Annotated in this window: 16 protein-coding genes; all 16 read left to right on the top strand. The window is 64.0% G+C overall.

All coding sequences use genetic code 11. The features are described from left to right. Positions 1-13 precede the first annotated feature (13 nt). The 16 genes from C8K61_RS21010 to C8K61_RS27030 all read left to right on the top strand — a co-directional run bounded on the left by C8K61_RS21010 (position 14) and on the right by C8K61_RS27030 (position 12,903). Positions 14-517, top strand: coding sequence for a lysozyme (locus C8K61_RS21010; RefSeq protein ID WP_108098251.1), 504 nt, complete (start codon positions 14-16; stop codon positions 515-517). Next, on the top strand, positions 514-1,131 hold the full coding sequence (locus C8K61_RS21005) for a DNA-packaging protein (RefSeq protein ID WP_108098250.1): 618 nt from the start codon (positions 514-516) through the stop codon (positions 1,129-1,131). Before C8K61_RS21010 ends, C8K61_RS21005 begins: the two co-directional genes overlap by 4 nt. After that, on the top strand, positions 1,128-1,511 hold the full coding sequence (locus tag C8K61_RS21000; protein ID WP_108098249.1) for a hypothetical protein: 384 nt from the start codon (positions 1,128-1,130) through the stop codon (positions 1,509-1,511). The genes C8K61_RS21005 and C8K61_RS21000 overlap by 4 nt, the downstream gene beginning before the upstream one ends. 291 nt (positions 1,512-1,802) lie before the next feature. Beyond that, positions 1,803-2,240, top strand: coding sequence for a phage protein Gp36 family protein (locus tag C8K61_RS20995; RefSeq protein WP_108098248.1), 438 nt, complete (start codon positions 1,803-1,805; stop codon positions 2,238-2,240). After that, a complete protein-coding gene (locus C8K61_RS20990; protein WP_108098247.1) occupies positions 2,240-2,803 on the top strand; it encodes a phage protein Gp37 in 564 nt (187 codons plus the stop codon). Before C8K61_RS20995 ends, C8K61_RS20990 begins: the two co-directional genes overlap by 1 nt. A 199-nt stretch (positions 2,804-3,002) precedes the next feature. Next, the gene (locus C8K61_RS20980; RefSeq protein ID WP_108098245.1) at positions 3,003-4,100 is read left to right on the top strand and encodes a phage tail sheath subtilisin-like domain-containing protein; all 1,098 of its coding nucleotides are present in this window, start codon (positions 3,003-3,005) and stop codon (positions 4,098-4,100) included. Positions 4,101-4,110: 10 nt separating this feature from the next. Beyond that, entirely contained in the window at positions 4,111-4,482 is a 372-nt protein-coding gene (locus C8K61_RS20975) for a phage tail protein (protein WP_108098244.1), read from the top strand. A 6-nt stretch (positions 4,483-4,488) separates the two neighbouring features. Next, positions 4,489-4,854 carry a hypothetical protein gene (locus C8K61_RS20970; RefSeq protein WP_108098243.1) on the top strand — a complete coding sequence of 122 codons (366 nt, stop codon included), beginning with the start codon at positions 4,489-4,491 and terminating at the stop codon, positions 4,852-4,854. A 134-nt stretch (positions 4,855-4,988) separates the two neighbouring features. Continuing rightward, positions 4,989-6,722 carry a phage tail tape measure protein gene (locus C8K61_RS20965; protein ID WP_108098242.1) on the top strand — a complete coding sequence of 578 codons (1,734 nt, stop codon included), beginning with the start codon at positions 4,989-4,991 and terminating at the stop codon, positions 6,720-6,722. Next, a complete protein-coding gene (locus tag C8K61_RS20960; protein WP_108098241.1) occupies positions 6,719-8,005 on the top strand; it encodes a DNA circularization protein in 1,287 nt (428 codons plus the stop codon). The genes C8K61_RS20965 and C8K61_RS20960 overlap by 4 nt, the downstream gene beginning before the upstream one ends. Next, positions 7,995-9,065 (top strand): phage baseplate assembly protein, encoded by a 1,071-nt coding sequence (locus C8K61_RS20955; RefSeq protein WP_108098240.1) that lies wholly within the window; start codon positions 7,995-7,997, stop codon positions 9,063-9,065. Before C8K61_RS20960 ends, C8K61_RS20955 begins: the two co-directional genes overlap by 11 nt. After that, the gene (locus C8K61_RS20950) at positions 9,062-9,622 is read left to right on the top strand and encodes a phage baseplate assembly protein (protein WP_256589507.1); all 561 of its coding nucleotides are present in this window, start codon (positions 9,062-9,064) and stop codon (positions 9,620-9,622) included. Before C8K61_RS20955 ends, C8K61_RS20950 begins: the two co-directional genes overlap by 4 nt. A gap of 92 nt (positions 9,623-9,714) precedes the next feature. Next, positions 9,715-10,065 (top strand): phage GP46 family protein, encoded by a 351-nt coding sequence (locus tag C8K61_RS20945; RefSeq protein ID WP_108098239.1) that lies wholly within the window; start codon positions 9,715-9,717, stop codon positions 10,063-10,065. Next, on the top strand, positions 10,065-11,135 hold the full coding sequence (locus C8K61_RS20940; protein ID WP_108098238.1) for a baseplate J/gp47 family protein: 1,071 nt from the start codon (positions 10,065-10,067) through the stop codon (positions 11,133-11,135). The genes C8K61_RS20945 and C8K61_RS20940 overlap by 1 nt, the downstream gene beginning before the upstream one ends. Further along, positions 11,132-11,707: a YmfQ family protein gene (locus C8K61_RS20935; protein WP_108098237.1), complete on the top strand. Its 576-nt coding sequence runs from the start codon at positions 11,132-11,134 to the stop codon at positions 11,705-11,707. The genes C8K61_RS20940 and C8K61_RS20935 overlap by 4 nt, the downstream gene beginning before the upstream one ends. Then, positions 11,707-12,903, top strand: a complete 1,197-nt coding sequence (locus C8K61_RS27030) for a phage tail protein (protein WP_256589506.1) — start codon at positions 11,707-11,709, stop codon at positions 12,901-12,903. The genes C8K61_RS20935 and C8K61_RS27030 overlap by 1 nt, the downstream gene beginning before the upstream one ends. The last annotated feature ends 4 nt before the right edge of the window (positions 12,904-12,907 follow it).

Here is a 12,907-nt window from a genome sequence, read left to right as displayed (position 1 = left end):
GGGGCATTACGCAATGAGCGTAAAAGCCCGGCTCATGGCTGCCGCCATCACCTTGGCCACGCCCACCGTTCTGTACTTCGAGGGGCGCAGCCTGTTCGCCTACCTGGACCCGGTAGGCATCCCGACCATCTGCGATGGCTGGACCCAGGGCGTGCAGCTTGGCGATGTAGCCACCGCCACGCAGTGCGATGCCCATACCCGCGAGGGCCTGGAACAGGCTGCAGCGATCTTGCTGCGTTGGGTGCCAGGCGAGGTGCTGGCGGGCATGAGTGCGCGCAGCAGTGCGGCGTTTCTATCGTTTATCTACAACGTCGGCCCCGGCAAGCCCGGGGTCAAAGACGGCTTTGTCTGGCTGAAGAATGGTCGCCACTCCACCTTGTTGTTGCACCTGCAGGCCGGGCGCGTGGCGCAGGCGTGTAGCCAGCTTTCGGCATGGACCCGTGCCGGTGGCAAGGTGCTGAGAGGGCTCGAACGGCGCCGTGCGGCAGAGCGCGAACTGTGCGAGGCCGAGCTATGAACCTGTCCGCCTGGAAAGCCCTGTGGCCGTTGCTGCTGGCCGCCGTGCTGGCGGCGTTGGTGTGGCGCTACGGCGCGGTGCAATGGCAGAGCGGTTATGCCCAGGCCAAGGCCGAAGGCGACGGTGCGTTGGCCGGGTTGCGCCTGCAGCACAGCCGCGAAGAGACCGAGCGCGCCGAGGCCGCCATGGTGCAAAACAGTCAGGCCACCCAGACCCTGCAGCGCGAGCAACAACGCGCCAACGACCTGGCCGCCGAACTGGCCAGCCAACAACGCCACAACCGCCAAACCACTGACCGCCTTAGCGGGGAGATTGCCCGTGTCAACGACCTGTATCGCGAGGCGCTGGATGCGCCGGCCAAGCCTTTGCCTGCTTGTGTGTTCACTGTTGGTTGGGTGCACATCTATGACCAAGCCAGCGGCGCCGCCCTGCCTGACCCCGCAGATTCCAGCGGAACTGCTGCGCCGCCCAACGCCGCCAGTGCCGCTGCGCAACTGGACTCAGGGCTCAGCCAGCGTGAGCTTCTGGCCCACCATATCCAGTACGCCGAACAATGCCGTAACACCACCCGGCAGCTGGAGCTGCTGATCGACCAGGTAACCGGTAAACCATGAGTTTTTCAATCGGAGATCTGTTCACCTGGGCCATCAGCCTGCTGGGAATCTTCACCACCCTGGTGTTCGGCCTGGTCAAGCTGCTGCTCTGGCAGTTCGAAAAACGCCTGGACGAGCGTTTCAGCGCTCAGGAAACCGCGCGCAAAGAAGCCAGCCAGGTGTGGGAGGGCAACTTCGAGAAAGTCTTGAGCCGTCAGGACAAAGACGCCGAAGCCCTGCGCCGCCTGGAGAATGAATTTCTGCGCTTCAAAGGTGAGCTGCCCCTGGAATACGTGCGCCGCGAAGACTGGGTGCGCGGCCAGTCGGTGATCGAGGCCAAGCTCGATGGCCTGGCCCTCAAATTCGAAAATCTGCTGCTCAAACGCACCCGCCAGGACTGACGCGCAACGCGTCGTTTTAACGCCTGCTCGGGCCTACTCGCCCGGGTTGTATCACCTGCGCCGGCAACCGGCGTTAGACCCCCGTTAGACACGCGCCCCAGCCCCTTGGTGAACCTTGTTCCCTTGGCGAACCTTCCCAGCCCCCACTCCATTGTTCGCGCCGCCTCTGCCCGCGTCCGGCTTTTATCTGCCTGGCCCTTGCAGCCTTACGCCGCACTGAAACTCCCGGTCGCTCGCCAGCCGCCAACATGGCGACATGCAACGAACCACCCCCAAGGGAGCCGCACACCCATGAACCTATCGCTACCGACGGCCAGCCAGATGCTCCTGCGTTTTGGTGCGCGTCGCCTCACCGAGCTGGCGGTGCCGGACACCGAACAAGTGATCGACCCACTGCTGCTGCAAGCCGCTGCGGCCGGTGCACCGCTGGACGAGTGGCTGAGCTCGGAGATCGCCATCGCCCAACAGGCCCTGGCCCGCATCGCCGATGCCGCCGGCCGGGCGCGCAGTGAAGTGCTGTTTTACCTGCGCTACCGCCAGGCCGAGCAGGCCGCCCCGGAGTGGGCGCTGGACGATGTGATGGAACTGGCCCGCTACCACCTGGTGGACAGCGCCGGCAAGAAGGGCTCCACCGTGCGGACCCGTTACCGCGATGTGCTCAAGCGCCTGCAGACCCTGGCTGCCGAAGACCGCGCCACTGCCGCGCCCACCAGCGCAGGTAGCAACTGATGCTGGGCGAGCTGGAAGACCTGATCCAGGCCCGCCTGGGGCTGCTGCGCGGCTCGCTCAAGCGCCTGACCATCGGCAGCTATGGCGGTGAACTGCGTGACCGCGACCTGTTGCCGGCGCTGCTCTCGCGCTGCCCGGCGGTGCTGCTGGAAACCCCGCGAGCGGTGTTCCACAAGCGCGCCAAGGGCCGCTACAGCATTACCATCAGCTTTCGCCTGGTGATCGCCAGCCGCCACCTGCGGGGTGAGCGCGAAGGTCGTCGTGGCAACGCCGAAGAGATCGGCAGCTATGCGCTGTGGAGCGCCTGCATGGCGCAACTGGTGGACTGGCAACCCTGGCCCGAGCGGGCGCGGATCGAGCCCACCGAGCTGCTCAACCTGGTCAATGGCCAGGCGCAAGCAGACAGCCTGTCGGTGCTCGGCCAGTCGTTTGTGATCGAACTGGATTGGCAGAAACCGCTGGAAGAACTACCGGACCTGTTGGGCATTGACCTGCAGTTCCACGTACCCGCAGGCAACCCGTCTGCGGTGGCCAACGACTCCATCGAATTGGGGACTAGCTGATGCGCGTTATCGCTGCACCTGATGCTCGCGTACCACAGGAAGGCACGCCGCGAGCCTTTATTGAACCTGCTCCGGCCAAGCCTGTGGACGTGCCGGATACCTCGTACTACCGCCGTCGGATTGCCGCGAAGGAGCTCCTGCTCGTTCCCGTCAGGCCTCGTCGCAGTGCCAAAGAAAACGCTAAAGGAGATACCCACGCATGACCATTGCCTTTGACACCATCCCGGCGTCGATCCGTAAACCCGGCGCCTATTTTGAATTCAACACCAGCCTGGCAGTTCGTACCCTGCCAACCAACGCCCAGAGCATTTGCTTCATCGTGCCCCTGAGCGAAGGCGCCACCGCGGCTGCCAACCAACCGGCGCAGGTGTACAGCGCTGCCGAAGCCAAGGCCCAGTTCGGCGTGGTCGCCGAAGAAATGGTCGCCGCGGCCATCAAGGCCTACCGCTATGCCGCGATCTCCTGTGTCGGCGTAGTGGTTGAAGGCTCCACCGAGCCGGATATCAGCGCTGCCCTGGATGCCACCGCACAAGGCGAGTACAGCATTCTGGTACCGGCCTGGTACAGCCAGGCGGCCCTGACGGCGCTGCGTACCCACATCAACACCTACACCGATTCCATCGAGCAGCAAGGCATCCTCGGTGTCGGCGCGCTGACTACCACGTTGTCCGCCGCCACCACCCTGGCCAACTCCCTGAACGCTGGCCCGATCACCCTGGCACTGCTGCCGGGTACCGCCTCCAGCCCACGTGAAGTGGCCGCCGCCTACGCCGCCCTGATCGCCTCGGAAGAAGACCCGGCGCGTCCGCTGAACACCCTGGTGCTCACCGGTATCAAGGTGCCGGCGATTGCCAACCGCCTCGGCCGTGTCGAGCAGGAAACCTGCCTGGCCAATGGCGTGACGCCGCTGGAAGTGGGCGCTGGTGATGTGGTGCAGATCGTTCGTGCTGTGAGCACTTACACCAAATCTGCGGCCGGCGAGGACGACGTTTCCCTGCTCGATCTGACCACCCTGCGCACCCTCTACTACGTGCGCAAAGCCTGCCGTGCCCGCGTTCGCCTGCGCTTCCCGCGCGCCAAGCTGTCGAGCAAAACCCCGGCAGCGGTGCGCAGCGAACTGCTCGATGTGCTGAAGAAATGTGAAGAGCTGGAGATCCTCGAAGCGGTCGACGCCAACGCCGACGGCCTGATTGTCGAGCGCTCTCTGCAAGACGTTAACCGGCTCAACGGAGCCATCCCTGCTGATGTTGTGAACGGCCTGCACGTGTTTGCCGGTCGCATCGATCTGCTGCTGTAAGGAGAAAATTATGTCGGATAACTATGTTGGGCAGATCGTCCTCTCGGTCAACGGGGCGGACTATGAAATCAAAGAGCTGAACCACACCCTGAAAACCGGTCGCATCGTGGTCAAGACCATGAACCGCAAGGGTCGCCCGCTGGGTACCGCTGAGGGCGTGGAGGACTACTCGCTGACCGTCAGTGTCGCCATTCCTAAAGCGGGTGAACCGGACTGGCGCGCCATGCTCGACGCCAAAATCACCATCGAGCCGCTCGACGGCGGTGGTCAGCGTGAGACCTGGACCGGCGTATCGCTGGTGCAGATGGGCAGCAAGTACGTCCTGGAAGGCGAGGCGACTCGCAACCTGGATCTGACCGCCCTGAACTACTACACGGAGTAAGTCGGCATGACGACCCACGAGAAACGCTGGGATGGCCTGACCATCACCCGTGATCTGGCGATAGGCGTTTTCTACGCGGGTTCTCGTCACAAGACCTTCACCCTGCGCGTACCCGTCGCTGGCGACTTGATTGCCGCCCAGCAAGCGTACCCGCAGGGCCCCATGCAACTGATCAGCATCGACGTCTACCGCCAACAGTTGCTGGCCTTGGGCGAGATTCCGACAGAGGCATTGACGGTCGAGCTGTTGCGCGCCGAATTGGCTGAAACCGATCTGGCGATCATCGCTCGCGCTGACGAAGACCTGGAAAAAAAGCTCGCGCCGCCGAGCGCGGCATCACCGATTGGCGACGGGTCGAACACGCCCTCGTAAAACACGGTTACCGGCTGGACGAAATCAGCCGCATGAGCCGCGCGGAAATCGACGCCCGCGTTGATCTTCTGGTAGGCCGCAAGGCCGGCACCACTCGCTACGTCAGTCAACGAAAGCGCAAATAGAGGTTAATCATGAGTTCAGATCCAAGCGTCTCATTGCGCATTCAGACCGAAGCCAGCAAAGAGGGCGCCAAGGCCTTGGCCGACCAGGCTTACAAGGCCAACGTCGCGGCCAGCAACCTGGCTCAGGCCGGGGTGACCAGCTACCAGATGGCCCGCCAGGCGCTGCGCGATACGTCCACCCAGGGCGCGAGCCTGTTGCGTCAGGAACTGCAGAGCGCGGGCAGTACCCTACGCGCCGTGAAAGCCCTGGCGGGTGGTGGGCGCGGCGAGCAGCTGCGCAGCTTCGCCAGCAACGGCCTGCACGACAGCGCTAGCCTGGATCGCCAGCTGATTCGTCTGCAACAGAGCAGCGGTATGAGCAACGGCCAGCGCCACGAGTGGCGTGACGAAGGGGCACGGATTGCCCGTGCCTATGGGCTTAATCGTGCGGATGTGGACAGCGGCTTCGGCACCTTGATTGGCGCCGGCCTGAGCTACTCCGCCGCGAAAAAAGCCAGCGACGCCTTGGGCCGCACGAGTGCCGTTACCGGTAGCGATTCGGCCACCCTTGGGCAGGCCCTGCTCGGCGGCGCCAGTGCCTTTAACGTCGACCTTAACCAGGACGGCGCGGCACTCGGTCTGCTGCAGAAAATGACCGTGGCTGGCCGTCTTGGTGGGCCGGGGTTCGAGCAACTAACCGAACTGTTCCCACGTATTGGCGCCAGTGCGGCGAGTGCCGGGTTATCGATCGAGCAGACTCTGGCGCTGCTGGGCACTTTGCCCAAAGCGGCGCTGCAAAGCGCGGAGGTTGGCGCCCTGATCAGTGCTGCCAGACCGGCGAACTTCTCGCCGGCCGCCGGTAGCAGCGTGACCAACTTAGGTGTGCGGGCCGGTCAGATTGGCAATGCCGCCGCGGTGTTCGGTAACGACCTGAACCAGAACCTGGCCAGCGCCAGCGGTACCTCGGCACGGGTAAAAGCCACTGTGGGGCAGGCGCTTGATCGTATGGCGCAACCGCTGAACAACAGCCTGGCACAGGCCGGCAGTTACCTGCTCGATGACCTCAACTTGTCCGGCGAGCAACTGTTGGGCACTGCCGCTGCGGCCGGTATTGGCGCGCATTACGCCGGACGTGGTGCCGGTGCGTTGTTCAACCGTTTTGTGGGGGCGCAGACCCTGCAAAACGTTGCAGTGGGCAAGGTGCTGCAGGACGCGGCAGGCGTCACCTCGGTGTTTGTCACCAACTGGCCTGTCGGCTCGTTGGGGATGCCCGATATCGGGCTGGACACAGGCGGCGCTGGAGCGGGCAAAAAGCCTGGGCTGGGCCGGCTTAGGGGATTGTTAAAGGGCGGCGGTGTTCGCGGGCTTGTTCTGGCAGAACTGCTGGACAACGCCGACGAGCTCTTCACTCCGCTTCCTGGCGATCGCCTTCCACAACCTGATGAAGAGAGTTCGGCCGCTCAGAACGCTGGTGCGGATTCCGCTTGGTTGCACAAGAACGCCGCGCGTATTCCTCAGGACGGCAGCGGCTTGAATGCCACTGATGGTGCCGCCAGCGAGTCCCAAGCCTGGGCCTCGGGCCTGTCTTCACGACTGGTCGACGGCGCCCTGGCGATGCCGATTGGCAGTGGTGCGCAGGCGGCCGAAACGCGCCTGGCGGAGCTGCTGAGCAAGCCCCTGGTGATCGAGGTCAGGACCGACAGCGACATGATCATGGCGGAAGTTGAACGCCGTACCGAAATGCAGATGAGGCGTGGACAATGAGTTGGGCTGAAACGTTATTCGACGCCTCGTTCCGGGGTGTACCGCTACAGGTCATCAGCGAGAATCTGGAGGGCACCCGCGCGCTGTCGCAGCATGGCACGCCCTACAAAGACGGCGATGCCGTCGTCGACCTGGGCCGCGCGGCGCGCAAGTTCGAGCTGAACGTGGTGGTCTATGGCAACAGCTACGAGCGCGAGTTGCGCGAGCTGCTGGAGAGCCTGGATACCCTCGGCCCGGGCGAGCTGATTCACCCGGTGTACGGCAGCCTCAACGTGGTGGTGCAGGACTGGAAAGTCTTGCACGCGGCCGACCGGCCGAACTACGCAACGGTGACCCTGCACGTTGTCGAAGCCAGTGCTGACGCACCGTTTTTCCCAGCCGATGAAACCGGCTGGCAGCATGGCCTGTACGACATGCTGGGGCGGGTCGACTCGCTGGTGGCGAAGGTCCAGGAGCTGATCAGTGGTGGTTGGGTCGGCTTGCTGGAAACCACCCTCGGCCTGCCGGGCATCGGCTTGCGTTTGCGCCAGCTGCGCTCGCAGATTCTCGGGGTGGTATCGGGGGTCACCTCGATGGCCAGCAACCCGGCAGGGGCTTTTGACCCGCTGCTTGATCTGCTGCGCACCCCCAGCGAAATCCGTGCGGCGATCCAGCTCAGCACCCCCAGCAGCCTGCGCGGCTTGCTGGCCCGCAGCGGTTTGCCGACCAGCGTGCCGGGCAGCGCCAGCCTGGTGGCGGAGGTAGCGCGGGTCGGTGCCGAGCTGTTGAGCAGTGCCCGAGTGGGCAATACCCCGGATGCCAGCCGCCTGCCGAACGCCATGCCGAGTGATCCGGTCAGTGCCAGCGCCTATGGCTTGCTGGTGCTGCTGACCACCGAGCTGGCGGTGTCCCATGCCCAGGCCGCCACGGCGTTGCTCGACGACGAGACACAAACCCAGACCCTCAGCCCGAACGAAATCGAAGGCCTGGCCAACCTGGTGCGCTCGCTGATCCAGGCCGCCATCCTGCTGCACCGCCGCCTGTATGACGTGGAAGTGGCGCTGCCGACCATCGAGGCGCTGCGCGGCATCGCCGCCCTGGTGCAGACCCGTGCCCAGCAAGTGATTCTGCTCAGCCCGCCGCTGCTCGAACGCACCCTGGAGTCCCCGGCCAGCCTGCGCCTGTTGGCCCACCGCTGGTACCAGGACCACAGCCGCGCCAACGAGCTGCTGCGCCTGAACCCCACCCTGAAAACGCCGCACAACCTTGCGGCCGGCCAAGTGGTGCGTGCCTATGCCCAGTGAATCGATAAGCCTGGCCATTGGCGGTGAAGCCCATGCGCACTGGGACAGCTGGTCGGTGGAGTCGGACTTGCGCACGCCGGCCGATGGCTTTGAGCTGGCGCTGCATACTCAGGACACGGCGCGTTTGTCGCAGGTGTTGGTGGAGGGCGCGCCGTGCACCCTCAGTTTGGGCGCTGATCGGGTGCTGAGCGGGCAGATCGACGAGTTGATCCACGAGGTGTCGCGAAGCGGGGTGACCATCAAAGTCACAGGCCGTGATCGTGCTGCGGCGTTGGTGGATAGTTCGGTGCCTTCGGTGTACCTGCGCAATGCTTCGCTCGCCGAGATCGTCCAGCAACTGGTCAAGCCCTTTGGCATTACCCAGATCGAGATCCGCGCGGCGGCTGAAAAGCCCAATAGGCTGATCCAGTTCGAGCGTACGCAAAACGCCTGGCAAGCACTGACGAAGGTGGTGGAAGCGTATGCAGCGTGGCCGTGGATGGAGCCTGATGGGCGGCTGGTAATCGGTGGCCCGGACTACAACGCCGCACCCGTGCACACCCTGGTGATGCGCCTGGATGGCAAGGGCAACAACGTCAGCAGTCTGTCGGTACGGCGCTCGTTTCCTAGCCGCTACAGCAAGATCACGGTGTTGGCCCAACACGGACAATACGACACCGATGACCTCAACCCGGAACGAGGGCAATTAAGCGCGACGGTGCAGGACACAACAGTGCCCGGCAATCGAGCTTGTGTCGTGCAGATAGCCGCTGAAAAACCGGAGGAGGTGTCGGCCGCTGCACTCGAGCTGATGAGCGTGAGCAAGCTGGAAAGCCTGGAAATTCAGGCCGTAGTACAGGGCCATCGCAACGCGGCAGGCAGTGTATGGGCGCCAGGCCAGCGGGTGATCGTACGCAGTGAACCGCACGGTTTGGACGGCACGTTTTTTCTGATGTCGCGCAAGCTCAGCCTGGCCCGCACCGGCGGCGCCACCACGCTGCTGAGGCTGCGGGCAGACAAGACCTGGAAAGCGAACACCACATCCACCGAAAGCTCTCTCGAAGTAAAGGCGGCGAAATGAAGACCTTTGCGCAAATGATGCGGCAACAGTCCGCCGCCGAACGCTCCAACTTCCGCCAGGCGTTCCGCGCCGTCGCTGCCCGCAATACCCAGGGCAAATTGATTGGCGTGGAGATGGAAGGCCTGGCCGGCGAAGCGGTGTCTGGCGAGTTGTTCCAGCACTACGGCTTCACCTCCGCGCCGCTGGCCGGGGCCGAATTCATTGCCGTGCCGGTGGGCGGTAATAGCCGCCACACCGTGGTGGTCGCCAGTGAGGACGGGCGTTACCGCATCACCCTGCAGGACGGCGAGGTGGCCTTGTACAGCGACGAAGGCGACCGCGTGCACCTCAAGCGTGGGCGGGTGGTCGAGGTGGTGACCCAGACCCTGCTGGTTAGTGCCGGGCAGAAGGTGCGCTTCGACACGCCACTGCTCGAGGTCAGCGGCCAGGTGCAGGTGAGCGGCGATATCAGCAGTGCCGCCGAGGTTCGCGACCACACCCGCAGCCTGCAGGCCGACCGCGATATCTACAACGGCCATACCCATGGCAGCGGCCCGGTGCCCACGCAAAAGCAGTGAGGCCGGTTTGACCCTACGCGCGCGTGGCAAGGCCTTGAGCCTTAAAACGCGCTGAAACTCCCCCCTGGTAACGCGCGAGGCAACCTACAGCCATGGACGCAGGAATTGAAACGACGACAGGCGATTTGTCCGGTGAGCGCATCCGCTCGCTGGCCAACGCCGTGTATCTCCGACTGAAGACCCCGCTGGGCAGCTACTGGGCCGATGTGTCGATGGGTTCGCGCCTGCATGAACTGGCGCGGGCCAAGGACCTGGCGCGGATCGGCAAGCTGGCCACGCAATACGCTGAGCAGGCCTTGCAGCCATTGCTCGATGACCGACGCGCGACGTCGGTGCAAGTGACCGCCCAGCAGCCCCATGACGGTTGGCTGCTGCTGGTGGTCGAGGTGGTGGATGCCGGTGGCAGCCCCCAGGTGTTCAAACATCTTGTGCAGGTGATCTGATGGCCTTTGTAGCCAACACGTACGAAAACATTCTGGCCGGCATTCTGCGTGACATCCGCAGCCTGCAGCCACAAGCCGATATCGGCAGCGACAGCGACAACTATGTGCGCGCCGCCGCCTTTGCCGCGGCCACCGAAGGCCTCTATCAAAAGCTCGCCTGGCTGTACCGGCAGATCTTTCCCGATACCGCCGATGAGGAAGAGCTGCTGCACGTTGCCGCACTGCGCAAAGTGCTGCGCAAAGAGGCGGTCGCCGCCACCGGCACGGTGCGCTTGAGCGGTGTCGCCGGTGTCGAACTGCTGCAGGGCGCCAGCCTCAAACACATCGCCAGTGGCGCGGTGTTCAACCTGCTGGACAGCGTGCGCATGGGCAGCGACGGCACCGCCACAGTCGCGGTAAAAGCCGCCGTGGCCGGTGCCGCGCTGAACGCCCTGAGCGGCCCCTTGAGCGTCACCAGCCCGCCCTTGGGCCTCGATGCGGCAGCTGCGTTTGTGCAGCCAACCGAAGGTGGCGAAGACCAGGAATCCATCGACTCGGTGCTGGCGCGCTACCTCGACATCCTGCAAAAACCACCTGCCGGTGGCGCCGATTACGACTTCGAGCGCTGGGCCAAGGAAGTCCCCGGCGTAGCCGGTGCCATCGCCCTGCCCAGACGCCGTGGCGCCGGCACAGTGGATGTGGTGATCACCGCCAGCAATGGCGCGCCATCGCCTGAGGTCACGGCGGCTTGCCAAGCCGCTATCGAAGCGCAGTGCTCGGTGATCGCCGATGTCCAGGTATTTGTCCCGGCCTTGCGCGTAGTCAATTGCAGCGCCCGGGTGGAACTGGACAGCGACTACCACCTGGAGGACGTGCAGGTCGCCGCGCAGGCTGCCTACGAGGCCTTGTTGGGTGCCTTGCAGCCAATGGAGCCGCTCAAGCGCTCGCAACTGGAAGCGATGGTCAGCAACCTGGCCGGGATCAAAGACCGCAGCGTGTTGACCCCGACTGGCAACGTCGCCGCAGCGGATGACCCCGAGCTGATCGGCTGGATTCGTCCCGGCACCATCACCCTGGAGCTGATGCCGTGACCAGCGTCGCCGACCAGCTACGGCTCCTGCTGCCCCCCGTAGCCTACGACCCCAATGCACCGCGCCTGTCGGCCGTGATTCAGGCCGAGGCAAATGCCTTGTCCACTGCCGAGAACCGCAGCGACGCGGTGTACCAAACGCTGTTCCCGGACACCGGCGAAGGCCTGTCCGACTGGGAACGGGTGCTGGCCTTGCCCGACCCGTGCCTGGTGGGCGAGACCCAGACCATCCGCCAGCGGGTGCACGCGGTGGTCAGCAAATGGCAAGGCAATGGCGGCCAGAGCCGGGCGTTTTTCATCGCCCTGGCTGAGGCCTTGGGTTACCAGATTTCCATCACCGTTTTTAAACCCGCGCTGGCGGGCCTTGCGCGAGCGGGCGACCCGGTCAACGGCGGCGATTGGAACTTCGCCTGGCGGGTGAATGCACCCGCGGTAACCATCACCCGCGCCGTGGCGGGCCTGACGGGCGCAGGCGATCCACTGGCGGTCTGGGGCAACAAATCACTTGAATGCCGGCTTAGCCAAATGAAGCCGGCGGAATCGATCGTAATTTTTGGTTATGGAGACGACTAATGCAGAAGATCGGCAATAGCACCGAGACGGCCAACCCGTCCGGCGAGTTCACCGAAGGTTCGCCAGCTGGCGGCACCCCATCCACCCTTATCAAAGCATCCTGGCTGAACGCCGTGCAGCGCGAGCTGCTGTCCGTTATCTCGGGCGCCGGCTTGAACCTGGACCCGAACAATGACGCGCAGTTGCTGCAGGCCATTCAAGGCCTGGCTGGCACGGCGGCGAAATGGGCCAACGTTTCGGGCAAGCCCGCGACTTTCCCGCCATCAACCCATAGCCACAGCTGGGATTCGGTGACCGATAAGCCGACCAACTTCCCGGTGGCCTGGAGCTCGGTAGGCAGCAAGCCGCAGTCGGTGCTGGGGCTCAGCACAGTGACCAGCCTGACGGCGAATGCCACGCTGACAGCTGCACAAATGGGGCTGGTTACGCTGGATGCCAGCGCAGGCGCGCGGACCTTCACGCTGCCTGCTGCCGATGTCAGTTTGGGCGTGGTTGACGTGATCGTGCGTCGTACTGACAACAGCGGTAATCGCTTGGTGGTCCAAGCGTCCGGCACCGACAAGATCAAGTTTCATACCCACTTGAATAACGCCGGATATGCCTTCCTGGTACTGATGGGCGCGGGCGATTGGTGGCATCTGCGCAGTGATGGTGCGGGTAACTGGATGCCGCTTGCGCGCCTGGATTCGACGCCGCTGGGCCGTCCGGTATTCGACACCGCCACCGTCTTTAGTCCCGGCGGCTACGGTGCCCTGAATGGCTCGATCCTGAATCGCGCGGAATGGCCGTGGCTTTGGGACCATGCGCAAGCCTCCGGCATGTTTACTACTGAGGCCGCCCGCGTTGGTCGCGAAGGTGGCTGGACCAGTGGAGATGGTGTCGCCACTTTCCGAGGTCCTGAAGTTCGCGGTGAGTTTTTGCGTGTGCTGGACGAATCTCGAGGTGTGGAGGCAAACCGTTTGATCGGTAGCTCTGCAGCCGACAGCACGCGTTCTCACTTTCACTACACGGATGGCACGTTGAATAGCCATCGGCACGTAATCACTACGGGCGGGGATGGCGTGATCGACGGTGGTTCCAGCAAGGCGACTATTTATGACGGACTCACATCAGTCGGAACTCGTACCGGTGATTGGGGCGGGATCGAAACTGCTCCGCGAAACATTGCCTATCCAGGCCGTCTGAAGTTGATCTAGGAGA

This window comes from Pseudomonas sp. GV071 (assembly GCF_003050835.1).
In the GTDB taxonomy this organism is placed as follows: Bacteria; Pseudomonadota; Gammaproteobacteria; order Pseudomonadales; family Pseudomonadaceae; genus Aquipseudomonas.
Note: the sequence above shows the minus strand (reverse complement) of the source record. Positions and strands in the feature narration are given on the sequence as shown.